Origin of the sequence: Thalassospira sp. GO-4, assembly GCF_023588965.1 — a bacterium.
Taxonomy (GTDB): domain Bacteria; phylum Pseudomonadota; class Alphaproteobacteria; order Rhodospirillales; family Thalassospiraceae; genus Thalassospira; species Thalassospira povalilytica.
On the sequence record NZ_CP097807.1, the window covers coordinates 3,786,011 to 3,801,126 of the forward strand.

Annotated in this window: 12 protein-coding genes; 7 read left to right on the forward strand and 5 right to left on the reverse strand. The window is 55.6% G+C overall.

From position 1 onward, the window contains the following. Nucleotides 1-138: 138 nt before the first annotated feature. The 4 genes from M9H61_RS17345 to M9H61_RS17360 form a co-directional block, all read right to left on the reverse strand. Nucleotides 139-1,002 carry an NUDIX hydrolase family protein gene (locus tag M9H61_RS17345; protein ID WP_250281892.1) on the reverse strand — a complete coding sequence of 288 codons (864 nt, stop codon included), beginning with the start codon at nucleotides 1,000-1,002 and terminating at the stop codon, nucleotides 139-141. Nucleotides 1,003-1,062: 60 nt separating this feature from the next. Next, nucleotides 1,063-1,389: a hypothetical protein gene (locus M9H61_RS17350; protein WP_101245506.1), complete on the reverse strand. Its 327-nt coding sequence runs from the start codon at nucleotides 1,387-1,389 to the stop codon at nucleotides 1,063-1,065. A 535-nt stretch (nucleotides 1,390-1,924) separates the two neighbouring features. After that, complete coding sequence (locus tag M9H61_RS17355) at nucleotides 1,925-4,387, reverse strand: bifunctional diguanylate cyclase/phosphodiesterase (protein WP_250281898.1); 2,463 nt, start codon at nucleotides 4,385-4,387, stop codon at nucleotides 1,925-1,927. A 338-nt stretch (nucleotides 4,388-4,725) separates the two neighbouring features. Continuing rightward, nucleotides 4,726-5,754, reverse strand: coding sequence for a M23 family metallopeptidase (locus tag M9H61_RS17360; protein ID WP_250281900.1), 1,029 nt, complete (start codon nucleotides 5,752-5,754; stop codon nucleotides 4,726-4,728). Nucleotides 5,755-5,962: 208 nt separating this feature from the next. Here M9H61_RS17360 and M9H61_RS17365 point away from each other — a divergent pair, with 208 nt between their 5' ends. Next, nucleotides 5,963-6,754: a sterol desaturase family protein gene (locus M9H61_RS17365; protein ID WP_250281902.1), complete on the forward strand. Its 792-nt coding sequence runs from the start codon at nucleotides 5,963-5,965 to the stop codon at nucleotides 6,752-6,754. Here the strand turns inward: M9H61_RS17365 and M9H61_RS17370 are convergent, their stop codons facing one another. Continuing rightward, a complete protein-coding gene (locus M9H61_RS17370; RefSeq protein ID WP_250281905.1) occupies nucleotides 6,755-7,546 on the reverse strand; it encodes a class I SAM-dependent methyltransferase in 792 nt (263 codons plus the stop codon). Between the two features lie 263 nt (nucleotides 7,547-7,809). Here M9H61_RS17370 and M9H61_RS17375 point away from each other — a divergent pair, with 263 nt between their 5' ends. The 6 genes from M9H61_RS17375 (at nucleotide 7,810) to M9H61_RS17400 (ending at nucleotide 15,115) form a co-directional block, all read left to right on the forward strand. Continuing rightward, nucleotides 7,810-8,247 carry a MaoC family dehydratase gene (locus M9H61_RS17375; protein ID WP_250281907.1) on the forward strand — a complete coding sequence of 146 codons (438 nt, stop codon included), beginning with the start codon at nucleotides 7,810-7,812 and terminating at the stop codon, nucleotides 8,245-8,247. A 231-nt stretch (nucleotides 8,248-8,478) separates the two neighbouring features. Beyond that, a complete protein-coding gene (locus M9H61_RS17380) occupies nucleotides 8,479-9,435 on the forward strand; it encodes a bifunctional riboflavin kinase/FAD synthetase (protein ID WP_114112907.1) in 957 nt (318 codons plus the stop codon). A 93-nt stretch (nucleotides 9,436-9,528) separates the two neighbouring features. After that, on the forward strand, nucleotides 9,529-12,369 hold the full coding sequence (gene ileS / locus M9H61_RS17385; protein WP_250281909.1) for an isoleucine--tRNA ligase: 2,841 nt from the start codon (nucleotides 9,529-9,531) through the stop codon (nucleotides 12,367-12,369). Between the two features lie 68 nt (nucleotides 12,370-12,437). Then, a complete protein-coding gene (gene lspA / locus M9H61_RS17390) occupies nucleotides 12,438-12,908 on the forward strand; it encodes a signal peptidase II (protein ID WP_101245512.1) in 471 nt (156 codons plus the stop codon). Nucleotides 12,909-12,962: 54 nt separating this feature from the next. Next, the gene (locus M9H61_RS17395) at nucleotides 12,963-13,541 is read left to right on the forward strand and encodes a DUF3035 domain-containing protein (RefSeq protein ID WP_250281911.1); all 579 of its coding nucleotides are present in this window, start codon (nucleotides 12,963-12,965) and stop codon (nucleotides 13,539-13,541) included. A gap of 149 nt (nucleotides 13,542-13,690) precedes the next feature. Beyond that, complete coding sequence (locus tag M9H61_RS17400) at nucleotides 13,691-15,115, forward strand: pitrilysin family protein (protein WP_250281913.1); 1,425 nt, start codon at nucleotides 13,691-13,693, stop codon at nucleotides 15,113-15,115. The last annotated feature ends 1 nt before the right edge of the window (nucleotide 15,116 follow it).

A 15,116-nucleotide genomic window follows, 5' to 3' on the forward strand; every position in this document is an offset into this window, starting at 1 on the left:
ACGTGGGCACCCATCAATGCCGCCCTGTTTCGATATGGATTTGCATATGGCACCCGATTACGGGTGCTTTTTTGTCGGTGGGTCAGGGGCAGGGATCGCAGGTCAGAAACCGGGACGGAATGCCTAGGGGGCAAACTGTCAGACATTTAACGGGCGATGCAGCCCGCTTAGAAGTTCGCCATAGCTTGGTTCATTGTCTGCGGTCAGGTAGCCGTGGCGGATCAGGAAATCAATCACCACCAGCGCACAGTTGAACTTGAAATCAAAACCCGACCGGACAATTCCTGCGACCTCGGCAAGGGGCAGCAATTCGAACCGATCAACTTCGCCATCGGTACATTGTGGAATGAAATCTTCTGGCAGTTCGAGATCGAAATTGATCATGACATCGGGTTTCAGTCCTTCGGCAGTCTCATAAAGATATGAAACTGCTCCGATCGGGCGGACATGGCGGGACAGGCTTTCGGGAATGCCGGCTTCTTCGGCGCATTCCTTGATCATGTTTTCGCGGAAACCAAGCCCGGTCGGCTGGCCACCGGCAACCATATTGTCAAGCATCCCGGGATAGGTCGGCTTGTCCTTGGCGCGATGGGCAATCCACATATGGATCCCGTCGGATTTGCGCACAAAGCCGTTCATATGCACGCCCCACGACCGGCACCCGAAATAGGGCATCGCAAACCGGTCCAGCTGACAAAGTGGGGGATCGGACAACTGATTGCGGATGTCGAACTTTTCACCGTGAAGCCGTTTGATCACCCCCTGCTCGCACAGGCGGCGGGTCGCAGCGACAAGGACTTCGTTGCGATGTTCCGGCGTTTCGATATGCGCGGCAAAGCCGTATTCGCCATTCTCGTCGCGGATGAAATCCGATCCAAGTGCGGTGAGTGCCGTGGCAAAGTCCGACCGAATGGCCCCGACCGGCTGATCATCAATGCGAAACCGCGCATAGCGCGACAGGTTGGCATTGTTGCAGGCATTGATATGGTCAAGATAAGCCAATTGGGACTCCTGTCGGGTGGAACGCGCTGCCCGGTGGGGCAGCGCTGCGACCGCGACAGCCTACGCGCTCAGTGCAGAATTGGAATAGCCTTTTTCCGATGTCAGCACCGTGTTGACGTGCACAACCTGACGCAGACAGCGCGCGATATGTTCTGCCACCTTGGTTTCAAGCTGCTGGACCTGAATGTCGATCTGCAGTTCTTCGAAACCGCGATTGCCGTCGGCAACGGTGGAATGCCAGCTGGCCGGGACCAGATTGCGCTTGGCAAACAGTTCAAGAACGCGCGGCATCACATCGGGTTCAGCAGCCGCATGAACAGAAAAGCAATAAACGGATTTTGGGGTGCGTGCGTCTTCTTGGGACGCCGCAAAACCATGATTGGTCATGACAATGCTCACGGATTTTCAGTGCATCAAACAGGCGAACAGGTACGTCCCGGTGTCCTTAGACAACCGGGCAGATAATTCGCGTAATGATGGCAGTGAAAATGTGGCGGTTGGTCATGAAGCTATCTAAGCAGGGTGGATTTCAGAACCAGCTGGTTTGAAACAGATCACAGGATGATGAAGGCGATAACTGGATCAGAGAACCAGTAGCGATGCAATCAGGGCCACAATGGTGCCTGCGAACAGGATTTCCATCGAACGGGCAATTTGCTGTTCACGAGCAACGGCGATAGCAACGGCTTTGCGCTTATTCATCATGTTCACTCCGTCTTCTGACAGGTAGCTTGTTCGTGCCAACAGGGCACTCGACAAATATATGCAGGGCAATGGCCGCGATACAAGGCTTGTGAGTCAAAAAACGTCAAAAAACTTTCAACTGCGTGGAAAAGGTCGCTTTTTTCTCGTCGAATTTGTCACAAATCGGCTTTTTGCAGTGCAATCCCCCCGAGGATTGGGGGAATCGCCCGCAACCTGATTAAACGGTTTCGATGCCGCTTTGCCGATTCGCCGGTTTTTTGCCGCTTTTGGCGGGTTCCGGCGCTGGTTCGGGCGCGGGTATCTGGGGGTGAACGATATGGGCGTAATCGCTGATCGGGCGCGGATGACCAAACATGTATCCCTGAACCGCGCGGCAATCGTGATCGGTCAGGAAGTTGGCCTGTTCATCGGTTTCGACACCTTCGGCAATGACATCAAGTGCCAGGTCACGGCTCAGATTTATGACGGCCCGTACAATCGCCCCGGCCTGGGCATTGCCCACCAGCTTGGTGACAAAGGACTGGTCGATCTTGATGCGGTCAACCGGGAAGTTCTGCAAGGTCGCCAGCGATGAATAGCCGGTCCCGAAATCATCCATGGCAATCCGCACACCAAGTTTCTTGATGTCGGAAAGGATCTTCATCGAACGTGCCGGGTTGTGGATCAGGGCGGTTTCGGTGACTTCAAGCTCAAGGCGCTTGGGATCAAGACCGCTTTCCTCAAGGATGGCGGCAACCACTTCGGGCAGTTCATGTTTCTGAAGCTGAACTGCAGAAAGATTGACCCCGATGCCAAGCGGCTTGTCCCAGCCGGCCGCCTCAAAGCAGGCGGTGCGCAAGACCCATTCACCCAGCGGAATGATCAGGCCGGTTTCCTCGGCGATCGGAATGAAACGGCCCGGCGGAACCTGGCCAAGTTCGGCATCTTTCCAGCGCAGCAACGCTTCGAATGACTGGATTTCCTTGTCATCGGCATGGCATTGCGGTTGGTAATAAAGTTCAAGCTGCTCGTTTTCGAGTGCGACCCGAAGATTGGACGCCAGCTGGCGCTTGAAACGGTATTCTTCATCCATTTCGGAAGAATAGAACACCACATCATTGCCGCCCGATTGCTTGACCCGATACATCGCAAGATCGGCATGGAACAGGATGCTTTCGGCATCAGCACCGTCTTGCGGATAATGGGCAACCCCGATACTGGCCGACAATTTGGCGCGGTTTTCCTGATTGATAAAGATCGGAAGTGCGATGCAATCGAGGATCTTCTGCGCGACTTCCTGGGTATGGGTCTTGATGCTGTTGGGGTTGGTGCGGTTCTGATGATGCAACAACACAACAAATTCGTCACCGCCGACACGGGCAATGGTCAGTTCATCACTGATCAGTTTGCCCAGCCGTTCGCCAAGTTCACGCAGCGCATGGTCCCCGGCGATATGGCCGAAACTGTCGTTAAGTTCCTTGAAATGGTCGAAATCGACACACATCACGGTGGTCGGAACGCCGGTTTCGTCTGATTCCTGAAGCGCCTCTGACAGACGGTCGTTAAAGGTCGTCCGGTTCAGAAGTTTGGTCAGTGAATCATGTTCGGCCAGGAACCGGATATGCTTTTCCGCCGCATAGCGTTCACGCAGGTCGCGCAGACCGAAAATGGTGGTGTCATCGGCAATGTCATCGGCCGGAATTTCACGGCGAATGACTTCAACCGGAAGCTCTTTCTGGTTTTCCAGCCGCAAGGACGTTTCGACATAATTCAGGTTGCCTTGCTGAAATGCCAATGGCGTTTCCGGAAGCCAGCGCGCCAGGAAGTCCTGATCGATAACGTCATGCTGTTTGGTGCCGGTCAGGCGCAGGAAGCTTTCATTCACATCAATGATCCGCCCGTTCTGGGTCAGGACCAGGGCCTCGATCGCGGAATCGCCAAGGATGTGCATGCGGTTGTTGATATGGGCGCGCATCTGTCGGTCAACCAGTGCGGTGACAAAGCCGATCGCAATCAGAAGGGCAGCGACAATCGCAACGCCAATCGCCAGATATTGCTGCGAAATCAGCTGGGCCGGAACCGGAACCGTCGGGTCCGGGGTAACAATAAGGGCGCCCATCGCACTGAAATGCATGGTTGCAACGGCAATGGTCAGATTGACCTTGCCCAGAAGCTTTTGTTTGGGCGTCCGCGCCGGGCCGGCCAGCCACAGCGAAATCATCCCGAACACCGCCCCCATCAGAATGGCTGCGATGACGATATCCATATGCCAGCTGATGACGCCCGGCACGCTCATGGCCATCATGCCGGTGAAATGCATCGCCGAAATGCCCAGACCGACAACCAGGCCCCCGACCAGCCGCGACAGCAACAAATGCGGTCCGGCGACCGATGCAATCGAAAAGCCGAACATGGTTGCGCCAATGGCAATCACAAGCGACGTTGCGGTCAGAACGGGCTCATAGCCGACCGGCAAAACCGGGTCATAAGCCAGCATCGCGATAAAGTGGGTAGCCCAGATGCCGCCACCGGTGACAACGCCGGTCAGAAACAGCCATGCAAACCGTTGCTGCAACCGCCCCATACAGGCGCGGGCATACAGGTTAAAGGCCGTATGAATTCCGCCCAGGCCGATTGCGATGGCAACCAGAACCAATACAATGTCATGCTGGGTCGCTAGGCAGTCATATATTCTATACATTCAGACGCCGATAAATTTCATTATTCAATGGTTTCAATGCGTAAGGCCGCTTGCTGATTTGATTTTAATTCCTGAATTACAATCAACGCAAATGATAATGTAATGTCCGTGCAATTGTTTTCGCGAATACAGGAATTCGGACCGGAATTTGTTTAGTAAAATTCCACGTTTACTGTTTTACGGCTGCGTATCAATTGCAGATCACGCAATAAAATACCGGCAGTTCATTTGGTTGCGTTTTGCGCATACCAAACGGATCGCGCCCGGTCTGACCGGGCGCGGTGGGGGACTGATTTGGGTTGAGGTATAACGGCCTAGCGGCCTAGCGGCCTAGCGGCTTAGCGGATCGTCAGATCGGTCTGCCCGATTGTTCTGGGCTGTTTGCCCGGGCGGGTGAAAATGACTTCGCCGGTATAGTTGCCCGATGGCCATGCAGCACCCGGCCGGTCCATATTGATATAGAACCACTTGGCGCGTGGTCCCTGATCATTGGGCTGATCAATCACAAAGTCGCGATGCCCGCCCTTGCCGGTCGGGGTCTGCAAGCTCAGCCGGATGATGTCGCCATTATTGGCCCCGATCAGATAGGCCCAGAAATAAAGTCCGGGGCTTGTGCGGGGCAGTTCAGTTTCCTTGCCATAGCCACGCTTGATATCGGATGCGTTCGGGCGCGCCATTGAAAAGCCGTGCCCGTAAAGCGTGATGTCATGATAGGTCAACTGGGCACGCGCCGATGACGACCACAGCACAGCCTGATCGGCCGAACACTGACTGCGGTCGCTTGATCCCATTGCCGATCCGCTGAACGGATCCACAAGCTGGCCATCCTTGCGCAAGTTGAAATGCAGATGCGGGAATGTTGCCTGACCGGACATGCCGATTTCGGCAATCATCTGTCCGCGTGTGACCCGGTCGCCTTTCTTGACCGCGATCGAGCCGCGCCGCAAATGGCAATACTGGCTTTGCCAGCCATCGGCATGGTCGATCAATAACCCGTTGCCACATTCGATGCCATCCAGGCTGTTTTTGGCAAGCCGGCCTGAATCAATATCTTCGACCCCTTCGCGCAGGGCAACCACCGTGCCATCGGCAACAGACCGGACAGAAATACCTTCGAGCATGGTGGCTTCGTCGGGAACGGAAAAATCGGTGCCGCGATGACCGTCATAGGTCGTGGTGCCACAGGCATAATCACGGATTTCCGGGCCGGGATCGTGATCGACATAATGGACGATGTCACATGTATTGTTCGGGCAATCGACCGGAAGATCAAAGGGCGGCCCATCTGCCTTTGCCAGACCACCAAGGGACAGGGTTGCGAACACGGTCAGAAAAAGTGTCCGTAAATGTCCGGATGGGTGTGGCATGGGGCCTCCTTGTTATTATCAAACTGTTTAAAACTGCGATTTATCACGAAACACTTATTATCTAACACAAAGGTGATGCATCTGCGACGCGCAAGATATTGTTCGTAAGGGCAGGTATCGCTATCAATTCCTATATGGTGATCAAACCCGCCGGGGTGGCAAATTCTTGTCAAACGGCTGTGCGGACCAACGACCAGGGCATTTTGGAATGGATCAGAACGGATTGCTGAGACTGGGGATTTTCGCGGCCATTCTTGCTGTCATGGCCTTGTGGGAAGCCATCGCCCCCTATCGCCCCAAGGAAGTGGTGCGGCGGCCGATGCGCTGGCTGACCAATTTCGGGTTGCTGCTGGTCAGTGCGGCTCTTGCGCGCTTTACCATTGGTGCGGTGATGATTGCGACGGCCATCTGGGCGCAGCAACAGGGGCTTGGACTGAACAACCTGGTGGGGATGCCGGCACTTCTGGGCGGGGTGATTACGATCATCGTGCTTGATTGCGCCATATACTGGCAGCACCGCCTGGCCCATATGATCCCGATTTTGTGGCGGTTTCATCGCGTGCATCATTGTGATGTCGAATTTGATGTCACAACGGCCGTGCGCTTTCACCCGTTCGAAATCGTGGCCTCGGCGCTTTATAAATCCTTTTTCGTTTTGCTGATCGGGGCCGACCCGTGGGCGGTGGTGATTTATGAAAGCATGCTAAGCGGTTTTGCCCTGTTCAATCATGGCAATGTCCATCTGCCCAAAAGTCTGGATCGTGCGTTGCGGTTATTGATCGTCACACCGGACATGCACCGGGTGCACCATTCCAGCGTCATGGATGAAACCAACAGCAATTATGGAAACATCCTGTCGGTCTGGGATCGGCTGTTTGTCAGCTATACCGATCACACCCGGACCAATGATCATGACATGCAGATCGGGCTTGAAGAATTCCGTGACCGCAACAGTCAAAGCCTGCTTGGCGTGTTGTGGTTGCCGTTCCGCCAGCCATAATCAGGCCGGCACGATCCCGCGCACCGCAAGGGCCGATGCCACAAGGGATCGCCGCCCGTCCGGTTTGCCACCAAGATAGGCCCGCATGGTGGCCTGCTGGATTTCATGGGCAAGATCGGCGGGCTGATTGGCAAAGAAATTCCGGATCAGGCTGTGTGCCCCCATCAGGGCCTGCCAGTAATCATCGAAATCGATGAAATCCATCCTGACGGCCAGTGTGGCTGTCGAAACATCTTCCAGTCCCGCATCGGACCAAAGATCAAAAAGATCGTCTTCATCCTGATAGGGAACATCAAAGACCTTGGCGCGCAATTCTTCGCCTTCGCCATCGGCAAGCAGCGCCGCCACATCCAGAAACAGCCGGATGAATGTCAGGCCCCCGACACGGTCCCAGACGGTTGCGGCAATGCGGCCTTGGGCGCGGGTAACCCGGACCATTTCGCCAACCGCACCAGCCGGTCCGTCAAGATCGTTTAACAGAAGCTGGGAAAAGGCTGTGTCAAAGCTGTCATCCGCAAAGGGAAGGGCGGTGGCATCCCCGGTCTCGAACCGTACATTCGGCGCGGAATTGCGTAACGCGTCGGTCATATAGTCGGGCATCACGTCAATCCCGACAATGTCGGCCTTGGGATAACGGGTGGCCGCGGCCAATGTCAGACTGCCCGTACCGCACCCGACATCCACCAGCGCCCCGCAGGACGGGGCCGCGACAAAATCAAGGAAACTGCGCGACAAACGGCGGCTCCATCGGCCCATTGCGATTTCATAGGTATCGGCAATTGTCATGTTCATCGGGTGTTGTTTCCTTCGGGCTGGCGGCCGGTTGGCGGCATCTTTTTTGTGGTTATGACGGATGCCCCACACATCAGCCAAGTACCTGATGTGTCGCTGATTTCATTTATTGCAAGTCCAACAGTTTTGCCTATTCGACGAAATAGGGATTGCCCAAATTTCAAATTGCGCAATAAAGTTACAAATGCTGCGATGCAAAATTAACCATAAGCGCGATAACGCGTTGGTCAAATCCGACCATGACAGGCAAGGAAGGTGAGGAAATGAAAGATTTGAACGGACTGGAAGGGCTGTATCTCGAAGATCTCGAGGTGGGGCTGGCCGCAAACTATGCCAAAACCGTGACGGAAACCGATATCGTCATGTTTGCCGGCCTGTCGGGGGATACCAACCCGGTCCATCTCAATGATGAATATGCCCGGACCACGATGTTTGAAGGCCGTATTGCCCATGGGATGTTGTCGGCCGGCTTCATTTCCACGGTTCTTGGGACGCGCCTGCCGGGGCCCGGCACGATTTATCTGTCACAGAACCTGCAATTCAAGGCACCGGTGCGGATCGGCGATACCGTCACGGCCAAGGTTATCGTGCGTGAAATCATTGCTGGTAAGAAGCGCGCGATCCTTGAAACCAATTGCTATGTCGGGGATCGCTGCGTGATTTCGGGCGAAGCAACCGTCATGGTGCCAAGCCGCGGCTAACCAATGATCTGGCGCAGGCGGATGTTTGTTCGCCTGCCGCTTGCAGCCCCGAAGACGCTTCCTTATCTGGATGATCTTGACGGCTGTCGTATCAGCCATGCAGGACGGGCTGCGCTTTTTTAGCGGAAAAGTCTTTACGCTCCGGGGGCGGGACCTTTATAGCTGCCTGCTGGATTTGCCGATATGCGATCGGCTGACATGGGTAAAAGCAGCAAAGAGAGACCGGCGCGGATGCGCGTTTTTCGATCTTTTGAAAACCTGACCGATGAGGCGCGCGGCGCTGTTGTGGCGATCGGCAATTTTGACGGTTTGCATCTGGGGCATCAGACGCTTCTGGATCAGGCACGCAAAATTGCCCGCGATCTCGGTGTGCCGCTTGCGATCCTGACATTCGAGCCCCATCCGCGCATGTTGTTCCGTGCCGATGATCCGCCATTTCGCCTGACCTCGGCCGAGGATCGCGAAACTGCTGCGGGCAGCATCGATATCGATCTGTTTTACGAGGCCGAGTTCAATCGCGAATTCGCCGCCATGAGTGCCGAAGAATTCATCGAGCGCGTTCTGGTCAAGGGACTTGGCGTCAAACATGTGGTGGTCGGCTGGGATTTCTGTTTTGGCAAGGGCCGGGCAGGCAATGTCGATCTGTTGCGTGCCATCGGCGAGAAATCCGGATTTGGCGTGACCGCGGTCGAAGCTGTGACCCACGATAACGGGATCATTTATTCGTCGACCGCCATCCGCCAGGCCCTGCGCGAAGGCCGCCCCGAAGACGCAGCCCACCTTCTGGGACGTCCGTGGGAAATTGCCGGAATTGTTGCCCATGGCGATGCGCGTGGGCGGACGATCGGCTTCCCGACGGCCAATGTTGCGCTGGGTGACCATCTGCGTCCCAAATTCGGGGTTTATGCCATTGAACTTGGCCTGATTTCTGATGCGGATGGCCAGACGGTTGAACGCTGGGTGCCCGGAGTCGCCAATATTGGTGTAAGGCCAAGCTTTGGCGGCGATGACGATGCCGGGCTCGAAGCACACCTGTTTGACTTCGATCAGGACATCTATGATCGCCACGTGCGGGTCCGTTTGCACGGCTTTATCCGGGGCGAACAGAAGTTCGACGGGCTTGATGCCCTCAAGGCCCAGATTGCGGCTGATGTGATTGCAGCCAAAGAGATTCTCGGCAAGATTTGAATTTGTCGACGAACCCGCTATGATCCGCGCGCTTTTTGCGGATTCACCGGGGGTTCGCCCTTTTAATTTGTTCAAGACGACAGGACCGTCACGATGAGTGTCGAATACAAGAAAACCGTTATCCTGCCCCAGACCGATTTCCCGATGCGGGCGGGTTTGCCAAAGATGGAGCCCACCCTGCTCGAGCAGTGGAAGAAAGAGGACCTCTATGGCAAAATTCGCGGTATTTCGGCCGACCGTGAAATGTTTGTCCTCCATGATGGCCCCCCCTATGCGAACGGCCATCTGCATATCGGTCATGCGCTGAACAAAATCCTGAAAGATGTCATCACCCGTTCCCAGCAGATGCTGGGCAAGAACGCTGTTTACGTTCCGGGCTGGGATTGCCACGGTCTTCCGATCGAATGGAAAATCGAAGAACAGTACCGCGCCAAGGGCAAGAACAAGGATGATGTTCCGATTGCCGAGTTCCGCAAGGAATGCCGCGAGTTCGCCCAGAAATGGCTTGATGTCCAGCGCGAAGAATTCAAGCGCCTTGGCGTGATGGGTGACTGGGACAATCCCTATGTCACCATGGATTACAAGGCAGAGGCATCGATTGCCCGCGAACTTGGCAAATTCCTGATGAACGGGTCGCTCTATATGGGCTCCAAGCCGGTCATGTGGTCGGTGGTCGAAAAGACCGCCCTTGCCGAGGCCGAAGTCGAATATCACGACCATACCTCCAAAACCATTCATGTGCGCTTCCCGGTCACCGAGACCAAGGTTGATGTCTTGAAAGATGCCACCATCGTCATCTGGACCACCACCCCCTGGACCATTCCGGGCAACCGCGCAATTTCCTATGGTGCGGAAATCGAATATGCGGTGATCGAAGTCACCGAAACGGCTGAAGAAGCATGGGCCACCGTTGGCGAGAAAATGGCGGTTTGTAACGACCTTCTTGAAGATCTGTGCAAAAACGGTCGCATCACCTGTCACAAGGTTGTCGGCACCTTCAAGGGTGCGGAGCTTGACGGCACGGTTGCAGCCCATCCGTTCCGCGGTCAGGGCTATGACTTTGACGTACCGCTTCTCGCAGCTGATTACGTCACGACCGATACCGGTACCGGCTTTGTCCATACCGCACCGACTCACGGCCCGGACGATTACCAGACCGGTCTGAAATACGGTCTGGAAATTCCGGAAATGGTGGATGGTGACGGTGCCTATTACCCGACCGTTCCGATGTTTGCGGGCAAGCGCATCTATGATGAAAACGGCAAGGAAGCCGACGCCAACGAAGCCGTCATCGCCAAACTGATCGAAGTTGGCGCATTGCTGTCGCGTGGCCGTCTCAAGCACTCCTATCCGTGCTCCTGGCGCTCCAAGGCCCCGATCATCTATCGCACCACGCCGCAATGGTTCATTTCCATGCAGGATAACGACCTGCGTGAAAAGGCGCTCAAGGCGATTGATGAAACCCGCTTTGTGCCCGAAGCCGGTCGCAACCGTCTGCATTCCATGATCGCCAACCGTCCGGACTGGTGCGTATCGCGTCAGCGCGCATGGGGTGTGCCGATCACGGTATTCATTGATAAAAATACCCGTCAGCCGCTCCGTGATCAGGGGGTTCTGGATCGCGTGTATGAAGCCTTTTGCGAAGAAGGTGCCGATGCATGGTTCACCCGCGATCCGCAGGACTTCCTCGGCGATAAATACGATGCGGCGAACTATGAACAGGTCACCGACGTTCTTGACGTATGGTTTGATTCCGGTTCGACCCATGCCTTCGTGCTTGAGGAACGCCAGGACCTTAAATGGCCGGCTGACCTTTATCTCGAAGGATCGGATCAGCATCGCGGCTGGTTCCACAGCTCGCTTCTGGAATCATGCGGAACCCGCGGTCGCGCACCGTATGAAGCAGTTCTGACTCACGGATTTGTTCTGGACGGCGAAGGCCGCAAGATGTCCAAGTCGCTGGGCAACGTGATTGCGCCAAACGACATCATCAACAAGCTTGGTGCCGACATCCTGCGTCTGTGGGTCGTCAGTTCCGACTATCATGATGATCTGCGCATCAGTCACGAAATCATTCAGCGCCATTCCGACATCTATCGTCGTCTGCGCAATACCCTGCGCTTCCTGCTGGGGAACCTTGCCGGATTTGATGATGCGGAAAAAGTTGCTGATAACGAACTGCCGGAACTTGAACGCTGGGTCCTGCATCGTCTGAGCCACCTTGACGATATGGTGCGCAAGACGACGGGTGATTTCGACTTCCACACCATGTTCATCGAACTGCACAACTTCTGTGCGCTCGACATGTCGGCCTTCTATCTTGATATCCGCAAGGACGCGCTTTATTGCGATGCGCCAAGCAGCCTGCGCCGTCGTGCGGCCCGCACGGTCATGGATCGCGTGTTTGATTGCCTTGTGCGCTGGCTGGCACCGGTTCTGTGCTTTACCGCCGACGAAGCATGGCGTGCACGTTATGGTGCGGAAAGCTCGGTCCATTCGGAAACCTTCAACACGGTATCGGATGGCTGGAAAGACGAAACTCTTGCCGCCAAATGGGCAAAAATCCGCAAACTGCGTCGTGTCGTCACCGGTGCGCTGGAACTTGAACGTGCGGAAAAACGCATTGGTGCCAGCCTCGATGCTGCGCCCAAGGTTTACGCAACGGCTGAATATGTCGAAGCACTTGACGGCCTTAATCTTGCCGAAATCGCCATTACATCTGACATCGAACTGATCACGGGTGACGCACCGGATGGTGCCTATACCCTTGATGATGTTGCAGGTGTTGGTGTTGTTCCGGCGCTGGCAGATGGCGAAAAATGCGAACGTTGCTGGCAGACCCTGCCGGAAGTCGGCAGCCACGCAGAACATAAAACCGTCTGTAACCGCTGTGCAGATGCCGTTGATGAAATGGGAATTACCGCGGACCAGTAAGGTCTGTGGTTTCTGGTATCAGTCCTGCCATGGTGCAGGCTGATACCGGCAAGTCAGAAAGAGTATCAATGAAACATCGCGCCTTTGTGTTTGGTCTGATCGTCATTGCGATTGTGTTTGGTGTCGACCAGTGGACCAAGGCCCTTGCCATTGACGGCTTGTCCAATCCGTTTCGGGTGATTGAAGTCACGCCATTCATGAATTTTGTTCTGGCATGGAACCCGGGCGTGTCGTTTGGCCTGTTCCAGGGCCAGGCCCCGTGGGTGATGATTGCGGTGACTGCTGCGATCACCATCGGGTTTGGTGTCTGGATGTGGCGGACGCGTGATTCCATGCTGCGTCTGGCGCTGGCCATGATTGTCGGCGGTGCGATCGGCAACCTTGTCGACCGCTTGCGCCACGGGGCTGTGACCGACTTTATCGATCTGCATGTTGCCGGTTATCACTGGCCGGTCTTCAACGTCGCTGACAGTGCAATTACGGTTGGTGCCGCGCTACTGTTGATCGATTCCCTTTTTGGCGGTAAAAAATCTGCCTGATGAATTTTTGGCCGGGTGATCTGATCCCGGTCCCGGAGTGGTAAAGAGGCACAAATGGCCCGGAAGCTTACGACCAGTATTTTCAGAATTGCGCTGCTTGGCGGACTTGCACTTGGTGTTTCCGGTTGTGAATCGACCCGTGAAACCTTTGGCCTGAACAAACAGTCCCCGGACGAGTTCCAGGTCGTTTCGCGTGCGCCGCTCAGCCTGCCGCCTGATTTCACCATGCGCGTTCCTGAACCGGGTGCGGCCCGTCCGCAGACCGGCTCGACCACCGATCAGGCGCGCCGCATTCTGGTTGGCGATGACCCGACCAAGGTCAAGCGCGACATTTCCGGCACCGGCAGCAAAGGCCAGGTTGCGCTGTTGTCGGCATCGGGCGCGCAATATGCCGATCCGGAAATCCGTTCGACCGTGGATCGTGAAACCTCGATCTTTATTTCCGAAAGCGAAAGCGTGATCGACGATTTGCTGTTCTGGCAGGAAAAACAGGACCCGAATTCCGTCGTTGATCCGGCTGCCGAGGCAAAGCGCATCCGCGACCAGCAGGCATTGGGTGACAATGTCTCGGGCGGTGGTTCGACCCCGGTGATCGAGCGCAAGCAAAAAGGCTGGCTGGAAGACATTTTCTGATCTGATTGTGATCGGACCGGCCGCTTTGCAGCGACATACGAAAATTTGAACAGAATGAACAAGGGCGCGGAGATTTCGCGCCCTTGTTCTGTCATATTCGCTTTTTAAGAAATTCGGGATAGACGCCTGATATCGAATGGGATGAAGTAATGAGAATTCCAAGACTTTCCGTAATTTCGATGCGCGACCGTACAGTTGCCGGCTTGCTGGCAGCGGTCATGGTGGCATTGATCCCGAATATGTCCGCAGCCGCGGTCTTCAGCCCCCAGACAGCGACCCTTGATAACGGCATGCAGGTGGTGCTGGTGGAAAACCACCGGGCGCCTGTCGTGACCCAGATGGTCTGGTACAAGGTCGGCTCGGCCGACGAGCCGCTTGGCGTATCGGGCATTGCCCATTTTCTCGAACATCTGATGTTCAAGGGCACCAACGACATCGCCCCGGGCGACTTTTCGAAAATCGTTGCGCGCAATGGCGGCAATGACAATGCCTTTACCACCTGGGACTATACCGGGTATTTCCAGAATATCGCACGCGATCGCCTTGATCTGGTGATGAAGATGGAAGCCGACCGCATGACCAATCTTCAGCTGTCTGACGATGTGGTTCTGCCCGAACGCGATGTGATTATCGAAGAACGCCGGTCGCGAATTGATAACAATCCCGGTGCGCTTCTGGGCGAACAGATGCGGGCAAGTCTTTACATGGCCCATCCCTATGGCCGCTCTATCATTGGCTGGCGCAACGAGATGGAACAGCTTTCGACCGAAGATGCGCTTGATTTCTATCGCAAATGGTATGCACCCAATAACGCCATTCTGGTTGTGGCCGGTGACATCACCATGGATGAATTGCTGCCCATGGCCGAAAAATATTACGGCGTCATTCCGCGTGGTGATGTTCTGACCCGCAACCGGGTCAAGGAACCGGTCCAGCACGCCCCGCGCAAAGTCACCATGCATGATCCGCGCGTTGGTCAGGCATCGATGTCGCGCTATTACCTTGCGCCGTCCTATCACAGCGACAATGCGGCTGATGCTGCCCCGCTTGAAGTGCTCAGTGAAATTATCGGGTCCGGCACCACCAGCCGTTTCTTCAAGTCGCTTGTCGTTGATCAGGCCATCGCGACCAGCGTCGGGACATTCTATGACCCGGTTGCGGTCGATCTTGCCAGTTTTGGCGTCTATGCCGTGCCGCGTGACGATGTCGAACTGGCCGATCTTGAAAAGGCGGTCGATGACCAGATTGCCGATGTCATTGCCAATGGCGTGACCGAAGACGAACTGGCCCGCGCCAAGCAGAAGTTGCTTGATAGTGCGGTCTTTGCCCGTGATTCACTTTCGGCAGGCGCACGTGTTCTGGGCAAATCGCTTGCGGTTGGTCTGACGGTCGATCAGGTCGAAAGCTGGCCGGACCGGATTTCGGCGGTTACTGTTGATCAGGTCAACGCCGCCGCCAAGCGCGTCTTTAATGACAAGCAATCTGTCACCGGCTGGCTGATGCCGCCAAAAGACGGACCGGTTTCCGGCCGGGGTCCGGCACTGCCCATCGATTCCGGCGCAGGAGTACATTGAT

Coding starts and splice junctions, on each gene's coding strand:
- M9H61_RS17365 (WP_250281902.1), top strand. CDS start 5,963: ATGGATCAGAACGGATTGCTGAGACTGGGGATTTTCGCGGCCATTCTT.
- lspA (WP_101245512.1), top strand. CDS start 12,438: ATGAAACATCGCGCCTTTGTGTTTGGTCTGATCGTCATTGCGATTGTG.
- M9H61_RS17400 (WP_250281913.1), top strand. CDS start 13,691: ATGAGAATTCCAAGACTTTCCGTAATTTCGATGCGCGACCGTACAGTT.
- M9H61_RS17350 (WP_101245506.1), bottom strand. CDS start 1,389: ATGACCAATCATGGTTTTGCGGCGTCCCAAGAAGACGCACGCACCCCA.
- ileS (WP_250281909.1), top strand. CDS start 9,529: ATGAGTGTCGAATACAAGAAAACCGTTATCCTGCCCCAGACCGATTTC.
- M9H61_RS17375 (WP_250281907.1), top strand. CDS start 7,810: ATGAAAGATTTGAACGGACTGGAAGGGCTGTATCTCGAAGATCTCGAG.
- M9H61_RS17370 (WP_250281905.1), bottom strand. CDS start 7,546: ATGAACATGACAATTGCCGATACCTATGAAATCGCAATGGGCCGATGG.
- M9H61_RS17395 (WP_250281911.1), top strand. CDS start 12,963: ATGGCCCGGAAGCTTACGACCAGTATTTTCAGAATTGCGCTGCTTGGC.
- M9H61_RS17360 (WP_250281900.1), bottom strand. CDS start 5,754: ATGCCACACCCATCCGGACATTTACGGACACTTTTTCTGACCGTGTTC.
- M9H61_RS17355 (WP_250281898.1), bottom strand. CDS start 4,387: ATGTATAGAATATATGACTGCCTAGCGACCCAGCATGACATTGTATTG.
- M9H61_RS17380 (WP_114112907.1), top strand. CDS start 8,479: ATGCGCGTTTTTCGATCTTTTGAAAACCTGACCGATGAGGCGCGCGGC.